Annotated in this window: 13 protein-coding genes; 11 read left to right on the top strand and 2 right to left on the bottom strand. The window is 42.5% G+C overall.

The genetic code is table 11. The features are described from left to right. The first annotated feature begins 10 nt into the window (after positions 1 to 10). The 8 genes from BET01_RS01865 to BET01_RS21685 all read left to right on the top strand — a co-directional run bounded on the left by BET01_RS01865 (position 11) and on the right by BET01_RS21685 (position 6,336). Complete coding sequence (locus BET01_RS01865; protein WP_120195049.1) at positions 11 to 640, top strand: cupin domain-containing protein; 630 nt, start codon at positions 11 to 13, stop codon at positions 638 to 640. A gap of 11 nt (positions 641 to 651) precedes the next feature. Beyond that, positions 652 to 1,245, top strand: a complete 594-nt coding sequence (locus BET01_RS01860) for a BMC domain-containing protein (RefSeq protein WP_120195048.1) — start codon at positions 652 to 654, stop codon at positions 1,243 to 1,245. 26 nt (positions 1,246 to 1,271) lie between these two features. Beyond that, the gene (locus BET01_RS01855) at positions 1,272 to 2,819 is read left to right on the top strand and encodes an acetaldehyde dehydrogenase (acetylating) (protein WP_120195047.1); all 1,548 of its coding nucleotides are present in this window, start codon (positions 1,272 to 1,274) and stop codon (positions 2,817 to 2,819) included. 24 nt (positions 2,820 to 2,843) lie between these two features. Beyond that, positions 2,844 to 3,479, top strand: a complete 636-nt coding sequence (locus BET01_RS01850) for a phosphate propanoyltransferase (protein ID WP_120195046.1) — start codon at positions 2,844 to 2,846, stop codon at positions 3,477 to 3,479. 45 nt (positions 3,480 to 3,524) lie between these two features. Beyond that, positions 3,525 to 3,809 (top strand): ethanolamine utilization microcompartment protein EutM, encoded by a 285-nt coding sequence (gene eutM, locus BET01_RS01845; RefSeq protein ID WP_120195045.1) that lies wholly within the window; start codon positions 3,525 to 3,527, stop codon positions 3,807 to 3,809. A gap of 193 nt (positions 3,810 to 4,002) precedes the next feature. Further along, positions 4,003 to 4,395: an ATP synthase subunit I gene (locus BET01_RS01840; protein WP_120195044.1), complete on the top strand. Its 393-nt coding sequence runs from the start codon at positions 4,003 to 4,005 to the stop codon at positions 4,393 to 4,395. A gap of 98 nt (positions 4,396 to 4,493) precedes the next feature. Then, positions 4,494 to 5,426, top strand: a complete 933-nt coding sequence (locus BET01_RS01835; RefSeq protein ID WP_120195043.1) for a sugar phosphate nucleotidyltransferase — start codon at positions 4,494 to 4,496, stop codon at positions 5,424 to 5,426. Positions 5,427 to 5,559: 133 nt separating this feature from the next. Beyond that, complete coding sequence (locus tag BET01_RS21685) at positions 5,560 to 6,336, top strand: hypothetical protein (RefSeq protein WP_120195042.1); 777 nt, start codon at positions 5,560 to 5,562, stop codon at positions 6,334 to 6,336. Between the two features lie 58 nt (positions 6,337 to 6,394). On the opposite strand, the gene BET01_RS01825 is transcribed toward BET01_RS21685, so the two are convergent. Together BET01_RS01825 and BET01_RS01820 are read right to left on the bottom strand one after the other, a co-directional pair. Continuing rightward, positions 6,395 to 7,162 (bottom strand): ABC transporter ATP-binding protein, encoded by a 768-nt coding sequence (locus BET01_RS01825; protein WP_120195041.1) that lies wholly within the window; start codon positions 7,160 to 7,162, stop codon positions 6,395 to 6,397. 4 nt (positions 7,163 to 7,166) lie between these two features. Beyond that, positions 7,167 to 8,270, bottom strand: a complete 1,104-nt coding sequence (locus BET01_RS01820) for a FecCD family ABC transporter permease (RefSeq protein WP_120195040.1) — start codon at positions 8,268 to 8,270, stop codon at positions 7,167 to 7,169. Between the two features lie 217 nt (positions 8,271 to 8,487). Here BET01_RS01820 and BET01_RS01815 point away from each other — a divergent pair, with 217 nt between their 5' ends. From BET01_RS01815 to BET01_RS01805, 3 genes are all read left to right on the top strand, one after another. After that, positions 8,488 to 9,528 carry an ABC transporter substrate-binding protein gene (locus BET01_RS01815; protein WP_207667548.1) on the top strand — a complete coding sequence of 347 codons (1,041 nt, stop codon included), beginning with the start codon at positions 8,488 to 8,490 and terminating at the stop codon, positions 9,526 to 9,528. 293 nt (positions 9,529 to 9,821) lie between these two features. Beyond that, entirely contained in the window at positions 9,822 to 12,296 is a 2,475-nt protein-coding gene (locus BET01_RS01810; RefSeq protein ID WP_120195039.1) for a hypothetical protein, read from the top strand. A 107-nt stretch (positions 12,297 to 12,403) separates the two neighbouring features. After that, entirely contained in the window at positions 12,404 to 13,696 is a 1,293-nt protein-coding gene (locus BET01_RS01805) for a UDP-N-acetylglucosamine 1-carboxyvinyltransferase (protein WP_120195038.1), read from the top strand. Positions 13,697 to 13,828 lie beyond the last annotated feature (132 nt).

Below are 13,828 nucleotides of genomic sequence, written 5' to 3'. Positions count from 1 at the left end.
AAGTGATCATATGAAGCAGTTGATTTGTGCAAAAGATGTAGAGATGCTCCATAAAGAAGGCAAAAAGGTTTGTTACATGGAATGCGGAAGCATTATCACTCCATCCGCAAAGGATGCAGCAGATGCTTTTGGTATTACCTTCTGTGACAAGGCAGAGGAAAAACCACAGATCCAGCCAGCACTTGCAGGTATGGATATTGACAGTGATAAAATTTATATGGTACTAAAGGCACTGATGGAAAAAGGAATGTTAAATGACATTTTAAAGCCATATGAGTCAGAAAACCATGGAAATGGCCTTAAAGTAGTACGTGGAAGCTCCGTGAAAATGGACGTATTTGACACAGGGGATCCTAATGTAAAAGCTTACTATCAGGAATTGGTAAGCAAAGAAGAATCCAAGATGAGCGCAGGTTTTCTCGTAATCGACCATTCTGAATTTGAATGGGAGTTAACATACGAAGAGATCGATTATGTCATTGAAGGAACTCTTACAGTGACAATTGACGGAAAGACTTATACGGCAAAGGCAGGAGATGTCCTTTACGTACCATCAGGATCTAAGGTGATCTGGGGTTCCCCGGATAAAGCGAGAGTATTCTACTCGACGTATCCGGCAAACTGGGCAGATCTGGTTTAAGGAGGTAGACGATGCAGGCACTTGGCTTTATAGAAACAAAAGGTCTGTTGGTTGCGATTGAAGCCGCCGATGCCATGTTAAAGGCAGCAGATGTATCTCTGGTAGAAAAGACTACGGTCGGCGGAGGTCTTATCTCTGTAACAGTAACTGGTGATGTGGCAGCAGTAAAAGCAGCGGTAGATGCAGGGGCAGCAGCGGTAGAGAGATTAGACGCCACCGCACTGATCACACGCCATGTGATCCCAAGACCTCATGAGGAGCTTGTGGTAGTCATTGGCGGTGGAACAGAACCTGATGATGAACCAGTGCCAGTACCGGCACAGGAGCTAGAAATCCAGGCACAACCAGTGGTAGTATTGACAGAAGAAGAACCTTCCTGTGATACAGAGACGGTGGGTACCATTAAAAAAGAGACCGTTGATGTTTGGATGAAACAGGATGGTCTTCACGAGACCATGAAGATACTTGAAGATATGAAGGTAACAGAGCTTAGGACGCTTGCCCGCGAATATCATGAATTCAGCATAGCTGGACGAGAGATATCAAAGGCAAATAAAACCCTGCTGCTGGAAGAATTCGGGAAATATTATGGACAAAATGATTAAGATTTTTAGAAGAGGAGAATCAGAACATGGAAAATTTTGATTATGATTTACGTTCCATTCAAGAAGCAAGGGATTTAGCAAGATGCGGAGAAGCAGCTTCAAAAGCAATCGCAAAATATACAGATGAGCAGATCGATGCTATCTTAAGAAGTATGGCAAAAGCAGGAGAAGAGCATGCTCTTTGTCTTGGCGAAATGGCAGCAGAAGAAACTGGATTTGGTGTAGCAATGGATAAGGCGTATAAAAACCACGCAGCATCCACTCTCCTTTACGATCAGATCAAGGGTATGAAGACAACCGGCATTCTTTCTGAGGATACTGTAACAAGAACCATTGAGGTTGCTGAGCCAGTAGGTCTTATCATGGGTATTGTTCCTTCCACAAACCCTACTTCAACTGTATTTTTCAAATCCATGATCGCAATTAAGTCAGGAAATGCAATTGTATTTTCCCCACATCCATCTGCTGCAAAATGTACTTTAAAAGCAACCGAAGTGATGCGTAATGCAGCGATCGCAGCAGGCGCTCCAGAAGGAATCATTAGCTGTGTGACAATGCCTTCTATGGGTTCTACCAATGAACTGATGAAGTGTAAGGAAGTTTCTATTATCATCGCTACCGGCGGCCCTGGAATGGTGAAAGCGGCTTACAGTGCAGGAAAGCCAGCCATCGGCGTTGGCGCAGGAAACTCTCCAGCATACATCGAAAAGACAGCAGATGTAAAGCATGCAGTAAGAACGATTATGGCAAGCAAGACCTTTGACTATGGTACAATTTGTGCTTCTGAGCAGTCTATCATCTGTGAGGAAAGCAACCATGCAGAAGTAGTATCCGAGTTAAAGAGCCAGGGCGGCTACTTTATGACAAAAGAAGAGACAGACAAGGTTTGCAACCTGTTATTTAAAAACGGACATAACATGAATGCAAAATTTGTAGGACGTTCTCCTCAGGTAATCGCTGCAGCTGCAGGAATCCAGATTCCAGAAGGAACCAGAGTTTTAATCGGTAAGCAGGAAGGCGTAGGAGAAGGATATCCGTTATCCTATGAAAAACTGACTACCGTACTTGGCTTCTATACCGTTAAAGATTGGGAAGAAGCTTGCGGACTTAGCATCCGTCTGTTACAAAACGGTATCGGACATACCATGAGCATTCATACTCAGGACCGTGATAAGGTTATTAAGTTTGCTGCGAAGCCAGCTTCCAGAATCCTTGTTAACACAGGCGGAAGCCAGGGTGGAACAGGAATCAGTACAGGTCTTCCAATTGCCTTCACCTTAGGCTGCGGAACCTGTGGTGGAAGTTCTGTTTCTGAGAATGTAAGTCCAAAGCACTTAATCAACATCAAGACAGTTGCTTATGGTTTAAAAGATTGTTCTACCATTGTAGAAGATGATAATACTTTTATGTGGAAGAATGGAAACACAAAGACATCTAGCAGCCCAGCAGATTTTGTATCTTCCTTTGATAAGAAGGAAACAACTCCGGCAGCATCTTGTCAGAGTGGTTGTGATGACAATGAAAAGTTAGCAGCTCTTGTAAAAGAGATCGTGCTGGCTATGAAGGGTCAGTAATCACAACTGGGAAAGGAAAGTATTATGGATAAATACGAAGCAGTGATTCAACTTTTAATGGAAGCTGTGAAAACAGATTCTACAAAAGATGATTCCAAAATACCAGTAGGTGTTTCCAATCGTCACATACATCTGTCCCAGGAAGATTTAGATGCTCTTTTTGGTAAGGGATATGAGCTTACCAATATGAAGGAGTTATCTCAGCCAGGACAGTATGCCTGTAAGGAGACAGTGACCATCTGTGGCCCTAAGGGAGCCATTGAGAAGGTTCGTATCTTAGGACCAGTCAGAAAGCAAACTCAGGTGGAGATTTTAGCAGCCGATATCTTTAAGCTTGGTAAAAAGGCTCAGCCAAAGATGTCCGGTGATTTAGCCGGCACACCAGGAATCACACTGGTTGGACCAAAAGGTTCTATCGAGACAAAAGAGGGCTTAATCATCGCCCAGAGACATATTCACTTGAATCCATCAGATGCGCTGAAATTTGGCGTTCACGATGGTCAGGAAGTAAGCATTAAGACAGAAGGAATCCGCGGAGGCATTTTTGATCACGTAGCCATTCGTGTAACAGATACTTCCAGTTTGGAAATCCATTTAGACACAGAAGAAGCCAATGCCATGGGCCTTGGCGGATCTTCAACCGTTACCATTGTTAAATAAGTGAACCAATAAAAATTTATATATATAATCAGGAGGATTAATAATATGAAATATGATGCATTAGGAATGATCGAAACTAAAGGTTTAATCGGATCCATCGAAGCAGCAGACGCTATGGTTAAGGCAGCAAACGTTACATTAATTGGTAAAGAATTTGTAGGCGGCGGACTTGTTACTATTATGGTAAGAGGCGATGTTGGTGCTGTTAAGGCAGCTACTGATGCAGGTGCTGCAGCAGCTCAGCGCGTAGGTGAACTTGTTTCTGTACATGTAATTCCACGTCCACACGCAGAAGTAGAAACAATTCTTCCAGGAATAAAAGAGGTTTAATTAAAGCCTTTTGTGGGGTCTGTCGTTCTCCGGTAATAGGAGAACGACAGGCCCCTTTTCCTATTTCATCTTTTATCTGGGAATCTTGTTCCCATGGACAAACCAGATCGAACCCGGTATAATATCAGTTGCATGAAATAAAAATACATCCATTCGACCCCATAGATAACGTAATAGAAAGAAGAGGTTTTATATGATAAAAGAGGACAAGGCGCTGACTCTTGAAATTGTTGCAGGAATTGGGATTTTTACAGGAGTTGCCATGGTTTTGGCACTTTTTATCTCCCCTCGTCCGGCTGTTTTTGCAGGTCTTATTTTAGGCATGGTTATGTCGTTAGCAATGTTTTTGTCCATGGCAGCCGTTCTTAAACTTTGTTTAAAAACCCAAAGTAAGAAGTTTACAGCTGTATTTAGTGTAACAAGCTCAATGACTAGATATATGATTATGTTCGCGGTTCTTTTAGTGGTGATTAAGCGGTATTCAGACTTGTTTGATCCTATCGCTTTGGTAGTGGGGATTTTTGGAGTGAAAGCTGGGGCTTTTTTACAGCCGGTGATTCACCGTATGATAAATAGAAAGAAGTAATTCTCCATAATCTGGATAAAAAGCCATATAATATAGATGAAAATAGTGATTTATGGTATACTATAAGGCAGATAAAACAGAACAGGGAGAAGGTATACATGAAAAAGACGTCATTGGTTATTATGGCTGCTGGTATTGGAAGCCGGTTCGGGGGTGGAATTAAGCAGCTAGAACCGGTAGGTCCAAGTGGTGAGATTATCATGGATTATTCCATTCACGATGCACTGGAAGCTGGATTTAACAAGATTGTGTTTATCATTCGTAAGGATATTGAACAGGATTTTAAAGAAGTGATTGGTAAGAGAATAGAGAAGGTCGCACCTGTTTCTTATGCGTATCAAGATGTCAATGATCTTCCTAAGGGTTTTATAAAGCCGGAAGATCGAACAAAGCCATGGGGCACCGGTCAGGCCATCCTGTGTGCAAAAGAGGTAATCAATGAACCTTTTGCAGTAATCAACGCAGACGATTACTACGGAAAAGAAGGCTTTGTAAAAATTCACGATTATCTTGTAAACCACATGGATTGTAAAGCTCTTCCTTATGATATTTGCATGGCAGGATTTGTCCTTGGCAATACCTTAAGCGAGAACGGCGGAGTGACTCGTGGAATTTGTCAGGTGGATGAAGGCGGCATATTAAAGGAAGTCATTGAAACCTATGAGCTAAGAAGAAGTGGGATAGAAGCCGAAGGAAAAAGAGAAGGAGGAGAATCCGTTCTCGTACCTCTTACCCAGAATGTATCTATGAATATGTGGGGGCTGTCTCCAGAATTTTTAGAGGAGCTGGAGAGGGGATTTCCTGTATTTCTTCAGGGAATTGAAAAAGGAGATATAAAATCTGAATATCTGCTTCCTAAAATCATTGATAAGCTCGTGCAAAACAATGAGGCAAAGGTCCAAGTTCTTGAGACAAAAGACAAATGGTTTGGAGTGACCTACAAAGAAGATAAAGAGGCGGTTGCAGCGTCCATAAAAACCTTGATTACGGACGGTGTTTATAAAACTCCATTGTTTGAACTGGGCAAATAAATAAAAAGGGTGTTTTTCTGAGGATTGTGAAATGATCAGAAAAGCGCCCTTTTTTTGTAAATCAACACACCATTGTATCAAATGTTTCATAATATGGTGTTGTATAAGATTATAGCAGGGAGTGAGAACAGCCGTGCCGAATGACTCGGATTATACTTATGGTAATGATATGGACCAAATGGAGCCATATATGTTTTCTGACGACAAGAGCCTTGTCAAAAGCCCCGTAGAGAATAAGGATTTTATCGTTCAGGATTTGGAATACTTACAGGGGTTGTACCCAGGACATATCAAACGCCTGCAGGAATATGTGGTTTCTGCATGTGATCATCTGGATTATAAGAACAGTCCCATTTATGATGAATTTCCAGACCGCATACTGATTCACCAAATTTGTGATTCCATCTGCAGTCAAATTCTTACGGATGGTATTTTACCAGAGGGACAACTGCCGGAAGCTGGCAGTGAAGCCTTTGATCCTGGTAATTCTTCCGTAGAGATTGAGGAGTGGGGGGAGGAAGCGAATGAGCGTGAGCTGCTTTCCAAACAAAACTCCAATTCTTGGGGACCACCCGGACCAAATCGTCCCTGGGGCCCACCTTGGGGGCCACCACCTGGACCAAACCGTCCCTGGGGGCCACCGTGGGGACCGCCACCTGGACCAAACCGTCCATGGGGTCCGCCTTGGGGACCGTCTCCCGGACCAAATCCACCGTGTGGAAATCCATGGGGGCCACCGTGCAAAAATCCATGGGGACCAAATCCTGGGCCAAATCCACCATGGGGCCCACCTTGGGGACCACCTGGACCAAGACCTGGAAAGAATAACCCGTGGTTAACCGATGTGGTTTCCGTACTGCTTTTAAATGAGATGCATCGCAGAAGATGCGCTTCAGGACGTTGTAGATAATAAAAGAGGCGTGTTTCATCCTAACTATCAATGTTAGTGTTGAAACACGCTCTTTCTATTATAATAACGGCAGATATGCAATGCCCAATCCCCCTGTAACAGGATTTGTATAAATCTCGCAGGACACATCATAAACCTCACCAATTAGCTGACTGGTTAGCAGCTCTTTTGGAGTTCCCTGTGAAACTAACTTTCCTTGTTTCATGACATAAAGATAATCACAGTATTCTGCAGCAAGCTCCAAATCATGGAGAGCGGCTAGTGTGCCGATATTCATTTGCTTGACAATGGATAGGATCTGCAACTGATATTTAATATCCAGATGATTGGTGGGTTCATCCATGACCAGAAAGGAAGGCTGCTGTGCGATGGCACGTGCCAAAATAACACGCTGCTTTTCGCCACCTGACAGGGTAAGATAACTTCGATCCTCATATCCGTTTAAACTAACCTGTTCTAGTGCAGACGTAACAATCTTATGATCCTCCTCCGTATCCCTTTCCATAAATTTCTTATGGGGAGTCCGGCCCATTAAAACCATCTCTTCTACGGTAAAGTCAAAGCTAAGATCATTAAACTGGCCAACCACGCCCATGATACGGGAGACTGACCGAGGTTCTGAATTTAAGACATCCAAATCGCCCAGATGAATGCTTCCCTCTCTAGACTTAATGACCTTGTAAATGCTCTTAAGAAGCGTAGACTTTCCACAGCCGTTTGGTCCTATTAATCCAACAAACTGATTATTCTTTACTCTAATCGAAATATCATTAACAATATCCGTATTGGCCAATGTAACAATCATATTCTCTGCTCTAAGTTCCATCTTGTTATCTCCCTCCAAAACCATACCCCTTTTTCATAAGCATGTACATGAACATAGGAGCACCAATCATGGATGTAATGATACCAATCGGCAGCTCACTTTGGTGAATCAAAGTACGTGCTAAAATATCAGCCCAGATAAGAAAAACAGAACCAAACAAAATAGAAATAGGAACTAGTTTTTTATGGTCAGACCCCATTACCCCTCTAATAATGTGTGGAATAATGAGCCCAACAAAACCGATGGTACCGCAACTGGCAACAATAATTCCAGTGACTAACGCAGAAATCAGCATAAAAATACGAAGATTTCGATTTAAGGATATACCAAGTGTGACAGCAGCTTCACTCCCCAGTAACATGGTGTTTAGAACCCTGGACTGAGTTAAAAAGAATATAGAAGCAGCTCCGATACTAACTGCTACCAAAGGAAGTTTATCCCAAGTTGCAGAAGCAATGCTTCCCATAGTCCAGAAAGTTACTGTTTTAATGCTTTCTGAATTGTTTGCAAAATATACAATAAAATTAGAAAAGGAATTGCACAATGCATTGATCACCATGCCTGCAAGTACAAGCTTCACGGAGGTTACCTTACCCTTCACACCAGCAATGGTCAACACTAAAAGTGCAGCTCCAAAAGCTCCTGCAAAAGCCCATACAGCCACTCCCATCTGCCCAAGTACTCCAGGGATACTAAACCCTAACATAATGGCAAACGTAGCGCCTAATGCACCGCCAGAGGAAATACCCAAGATATAAGGGTCTGCCAGAGGATTTTGTACGGAAGCCTGTATTACCACACCGCAAAGTGAAAGTCCAGCGCCAATAAGCATGGACATTAAAGCCCTGGGCATACGGATATGCCAGATAATATCAGCAAAGGACGCTTGGGAAATCCCTTCCAATGAACCAATTCTCATACCGGAGCCCTTGTAAAGTAAGATACGAAAGGTATCACTAAGAGAGATGGAAACTTGCCCGATTGAAACTGAACAGCCAATGGAAAATACTATAAAAACAATTAGGAAGAGGATCAACAGTACAAATGTCCTGTGTTGTCCTCTCCCTTTTTTATGATACCCTGTTGTTATGTGACTTTGTGTCTTCATAATAATGACTCCTTAGTAATTCTCATTCTGTTTTTCGCCAGTTAGCTTAGTCTAACTAAAGTTCAATATAACATACCATAAATCTGCTGTCAATATAAATGACTATCTCATAGCCGAGATAAAAATTGAGAGAACGGGTTGACAAAACGGCTCATTCCTTGTATATTTTACTGGTTAGTCAAAACTAACTAATAACCCATAAAAAGGAGAAATACATTTGAACGTTACTTGGAAAAAACAGATTGTAGGCGTTTCTTTGCTTGCACTTATGGTCGCAGGGGTGACTGGATGCGCTACCAAATCTCCCTCAGGCAATACAAAAAATGAACCTGCCAAAGAGCAGATAAATGATTCAGCAGCCTATCCTTTAACGGTATCTAATTATAGTATTAATGATGGCGTTTGGACAGCAAAAGAACAGGTATTTCAGGCGGCACCTTCTCGTGTGGTTGCCAACAACCAGTCCACGGCAGAATTATTAATTCGCCTGGGACTTACGGATTCCATGGTGGGTGTTGCTGCTCTTTACGGAGAAACGGAAGAAGATATAGCAAAAGAATTTGCAAAAATCCCCGTACTCAATCAAGAATATGTTGGAAAAGAAATAACACTTGGAGCAAATCCTGATTTGGTCATGGGTCGAGGTGATTTGTTTGCAAATTCAGAATGGGGCGTGGGAACGGTTGATGAATTAAATTCATTGGGTGTTCATACCTATATCTTTAATACCTGTAAACGGGGAGCCACCCTTGACGCTTTGTTTCAAGATATTGAGGAGATTGGCAAAATATTTAATGTTCAGGATAATGCTACCACCTTTGCAGACGGTCTGCATACAAGAATCGATCAGTTGACTAAAAAGCTGTCTGGCACGGAGAAAACCCTTACCTTTTCCTCCGTTTCTTATAGCGATGGAACAGTCACTGCCTATGCAGGAACCTCTGACACCTTCCAAAACGATGCATTGAACCTTATAAAATTGGATAACGCATTTAAGGATGCATCAGGTGAAATTACATTAGAACAACTTATTTCAACCAACCCTGACATTTTGCTTATTTCCCGTTATGCCGGTGGTCCTAGTCCGGAGGAGTCGATTGAGTCCATTTACAACATGCCCTCACTTCAATCTCTCACTGCCGTTAAAAACCGTCAGATTTATATCATTGATTTCAGTCATTTCTGGGGCTACAGTTACCAGATTTTAGACGGCGTAGAAAGGCTTGCATCAGAGATCTACCCAGAACAAATGAAATAATGCCTTTAAAGATAATACAAATCGGTGCCAGGACCCAAATCCTGACACCGATTTGTTTTGTTTCCTATAGTAAATAAACCATCTTTTAAACTAATGTGTCCAAACTAGCTTTCGCTTTCAGTAAAACACCTCCAGTGATTTACATAACTTTAGCAAGAATCTTTCCATAAAACTACTTATAAACCCCGGATAAGCCAGTGGATTAACGAATGTTTAAGAAAGTTTTCATTGTAGTTTTGTCTATAATTGTATACAATAATAAGATAAAATGTAAAATCAAAGGAAGTCCTACTATGAATCGAACGATTAAAAAAATTGCAATATTATCTGCGGTTTTTCTTGCAGCCACCGCAGCTTATTTTATATGGAATCAAAATACCACGGAAAGAAAAGATGCCATGGTTTATACCTCCATGGATGAATCATCTCTACCCGTTGTTTATACCGATATATATGGCAAAAAGATGAATCTGCTTCACGGATATAACCAGGACATGAAACAAACCGTTTCCAGAGAAGCGCTGACACTTCTTCCTGCTGACCGGTCTTTAGGCATTCAGATCTCAGATTACAGTGGTGGCATAAAAGGCATCAGCTATGAGGTCCGCAGCCTTGATATGCAGCGGCTGGTGGAGCGGACAACCGTGGATAAATGGAATCAGGAGGACAACGGTGTCTTAGCTTCCCTTCCCATCCAAAACCTTTTGTCAAAGGATAAGGAATACCTTCTTGTCCTTAGTTTGGACACATCAAACAATGGAACGCTCCAATATTATACAAGGATCATGTGGACGGACAACAGCAATGCAAAGGATATGATTGATTTTGCTGTGGACTTCACCACCAAGACATTTAATTACGATCAGGCAAAAGACCTCACTACCTATTTAGAAAGCAATAATACCGAGGACAATACCTCTCTAAGCCATGTTTCCATACGATCTAGCTTTTCCCAGCTCACCTGGGGAGGCCTTTCGGTCACACCAGTTGGAGAGATTCAGGCGACCCTTAAGGATCTAAATGGAATCATGTGTAGCGTTCAGTTGAAATATATGGTGTCCAGAGGGGAAGGCGATTCAAAAGAGCTTTACGAAGTTGAAGATAATTTCACCATGAAATGGGACAGCAGAAGAATCTATCTTATGGATTTTAACCGGGATACCAGTCAGGTCTTTTCTGGACAAAGAGACCTGTTTTCCGGGAAGCGGATTCTTCTTGGAATTGTTGATCCAGATGAAGTAAGAACGGCAAAAAGTCCTTCTGGAAATATTCTTTCCTATGTGGTGAACCGGGACCTTTGGACCTTTGACCAAAAGGGAAAACATGGAGTCAAAGTATTTTCCTTCCGAAGCAAAGAGGATGACAATCTTAGAAGCGGCTATAACCAACATGACATCAAGGTTCTTTCTATCAGTGACAATGGAGATGTGAATTTTCTGGTTTACGGTTATATGAACCGTGGAATCCATGAAGGAAGCATGGGAATTGCCATGTATCAGTATAGTAGTCAAAACAATGCCATTGAAGAACAATTTTTTACTCCGGTCACCTTGTCCTTTGAGATGCTAAAAGAAGATATGGAACAGCTTGCTCATATCGGGAGCAATGGAATGCTTTATCTAATGGCAGACCGGTCCGTGTATGGTATTGACTTAAACAGCAACGAATATATGGTTCTTGCAGACTCCTTATTGGAAGGGGGATATGCAGTCAGTGGTACGGAACGCCATTTGGCATGGCAGGAGGGAAGCGATATCTACGGAGCCGGAGTGATCCATCTTATGAACCTTGATACTGGAATAAAAAGAGAGATTACAGGTGGGCAAAAGGATAGGTACCGTCCTCTTGGATTCGTTGGAGATGATTTTATCTACGGAATAGCCGAAGATGGGGATAAATGGATCCAAAACGGCAGAATCATAGATGCGCCCATGCACCGAATCGAAATTGTGGATCAGAGTGGAAAGATCCTAAAAGAATATGAACAGGAAAATGTCTATATTTCTGATGTATCAGTCGATGATAGCAGAATCCATCTGACTCAGGTGGTGAAGTCTGGAGAGCAGTCTTATGTTCCTTCCAAAAGGGATACCATTGTCTGCAATCAGGAGATTACCAATGCGGATATGGAAGGAATTGGTTCCGTCGCTTCACAGGACCGGAAAAAGGTTTACTTTATCCAGCTTGGAAAAGAAGCAGAAAGCAAAGATGTAAGGATCACGGTGCCCAAAAAGGTTGCCTATGAGACCACGGAGGTAGTGGAGTTAAAGGGCAATCAAAAGACACAAGAAAACCGTTATTATGCCTACAGTGGCGGCCATCTTATTGGAAGCAGACGTGATTTTACAGATGCACTGGAGCTAGCCTATGACAGAATGGGAGTTGTGACGGATCAGAATCAGGAGATTTTATGGAACCGTGTCAATCGTCCTCCTATTCGGAATATGAAAGACCCTATGAAAAACGGTGCCACATTTGTACGCAATCTAGAAGATTTTAACGGGGATAGAACCGTAAGAGAAGGCGTTCTTATGATTGATGCCAGAGGCAGCAATTTAAACCAGGTTCTGTATTTTGTAGGTAGGGGTTGTCCAGTGGCAGCCTATACAGGTCAGGGCGGTTATCTGCTTATATCTGGCTACGATCAGTACAATGTAACACTCTACAATCCGACGACTGGTGACAGTCAGAAGATGGGGATTAATGATGCATCTTCTTTCTTTGCAGAGCGTGGAAATGACTTTGTCTGCGGGCTATTTCGGGAATAGAAAAAGCGTTCTCTTTACAAATTCTCAGGATGTGTTATAATTGTGAAAGACTAATCAAAAATACGTAAGAAATTTTTAATAGATAAAGTGATAATCAGAGGTGTGAAATGGAGCAGTATATTATGAAGGGCGGAAATCCCCTGGTGGGCGAAGTGACCATCGGTGGAGCGAAGAATGCCGCTTTGGGAATTCTGGCAGCAGCTATTATGACAGACGATGATGTTCTGATTGATAATTTACCCGATGTTCGGGATATAAACGTATTACTGGAAGCAATTGAAGAGATCGGTGCAAAGGTAGAGCGCATCGACAGACATACGGTTCGCATCAACGGAGGAACCATTCGTGAAGTATCAGTTGATGACGAATATATTCGTAAGATCAGGGCTTCTTACTATTTTATCGGAGCCATGCTTGGCAAATACAAAAGTGCTCAGGTTCCTCTTCCGGGAGGCTGTAACATTGGAAGCAGACCCATTGATCAGCACTTAAAGGGATTTCGTGCACTTGGCGCGGAATTAAAGATTGAGCGGGGGGCGGTCATTGCCCATGCAATAGATCTTGTGGGAAGCCATATCTATTTAGATGTAGTCAGTGTTGGAGCTACCATTAATGTAATGATGGCGGCAACTCTTGCAGAAGGACAGACTATTTTAGAGAATGTGGCAAAAGAACCTCACGTCGTTGACGTTGCAAACTTTTTAAACAGCATGGGTGCAAGCATCAAAGGAGCTGGAACAGATACCATCCGCATCCTCGGGGTTGACAAACTTCATGGAACTGAATACTCCATTATCCCTGATCAGATTGAAGCAGGAACCTTTATGTGTGCTGCAGCAATCACCAGAGGGGATGTTATGGTTAAGAACGTAATTCCAAAGCATTTGGAAGCCATTACAGCCAAGCTCCTTGAGATGGGTTGTGAAGTGGTAGAGTTTGACGATGCCGTTCGAGTGGTTGGTAAGACCAATCAAAAACATACAGACATAAAGACTCTTCCTTACCCTGGATTCCCTACGGATATGCAGCCTCAGATGGCGGTTACTCTGGCGCTTGCAAATGGAACCAGCGTAGTGACAGAGAGCATATTTGAAAACCGTTTCCGTTACGTGGATGAACTGTCCCGCATGGGCGCTAGCGTAAAGGTTGAGGGGAATGTAGCTGTAATTGACGGAGTTGGCGGCTTTAGTGGTGCCTTTGTTAATGCTCCAGATCTTCGTGCAGGTGCAGCTCTGGTTATCGCAGGACTTGCAGCAGATGGATATACAGTGGTTGATGAAATCGGTTATATTCAGAGAGGTTACGAGTGTTTTGAAGAGAAGCTTCAAGGACTTGGAGCCATGATTGAAAAGATAGATTCCGATAAGGAAGCGAAAAAATTTAAATTAAAAGTAGGCTAGGCGGGGATATTTCCGCTATGTCAACAGAGGGGGTGGAATTCTTAGGATTCCACCCCCTCTTTGCGTTTGCACCATTTTAAATTCATGTCATTAAAATAATCGAATTTCACAACTTCTGGAATTGCATGCTCC

The sequence above is a fragment of the Lacrimispora algidixylanolytica genome (genome assembly GCF_003609635.1).
Taxonomy (GTDB): Bacteria; Bacillota; Clostridia; order Lachnospirales; family Lachnospiraceae; genus Lacrimispora; species Lacrimispora algidixylanolytica.
The sequence above is the reverse complement of the archived record's forward strand: the minus strand, read 5'-3'. Positions and strand labels throughout refer to the sequence as shown.

Bases quoted from the DNA above. Each gene is read 5' to 3' on its own strand.
- eutM (WP_120195045.1), top strand. From the start codon at position 3,525: ATGAAATATGATGCATTAGGAATGATCGAAACTAAAGGTTTAATCGGA.
- BET01_RS01805 (WP_120195038.1), top strand. From the start codon at position 12,404: ATGGAGCAGTATATTATGAAGGGCGGAAATCCCCTGGTGGGCGAAGTG.
- BET01_RS01825 (WP_120195041.1), bottom strand. From the start codon at position 7,162: ATGGAACTTAGAGCAGAGAATATGATTGTTACATTGGCCAATACGGAT.
- BET01_RS01840 (WP_120195044.1), top strand. From the start codon at position 4,003: ATGATAAAAGAGGACAAGGCGCTGACTCTTGAAATTGTTGCAGGAATT.
- BET01_RS01865 (WP_120195049.1), top strand. From the start codon at position 11: ATGAAGCAGTTGATTTGTGCAAAAGATGTAGAGATGCTCCATAAAGAA.
- BET01_RS01820 (WP_120195040.1), bottom strand. From the start codon at position 8,270: ATGAAGACACAAAGTCACATAACAACAGGGTATCATAAAAAAGGGAGA.
- BET01_RS01855 (WP_120195047.1), top strand. From the start codon at position 1,272: ATGGAAAATTTTGATTATGATTTACGTTCCATTCAAGAAGCAAGGGAT.
- BET01_RS01860 (WP_120195048.1), top strand. From the start codon at position 652: ATGCAGGCACTTGGCTTTATAGAAACAAAAGGTCTGTTGGTTGCGATT.
- BET01_RS01810 (WP_120195039.1), top strand. From the start codon at position 9,822: ATGAATCGAACGATTAAAAAAATTGCAATATTATCTGCGGTTTTTCTT.
- BET01_RS01835 (WP_120195043.1), top strand. From the start codon at position 4,494: ATGAAAAAGACGTCATTGGTTATTATGGCTGCTGGTATTGGAAGCCGG.
- BET01_RS01850 (WP_120195046.1), top strand. From the start codon at position 2,844: ATGGATAAATACGAAGCAGTGATTCAACTTTTAATGGAAGCTGTGAAA.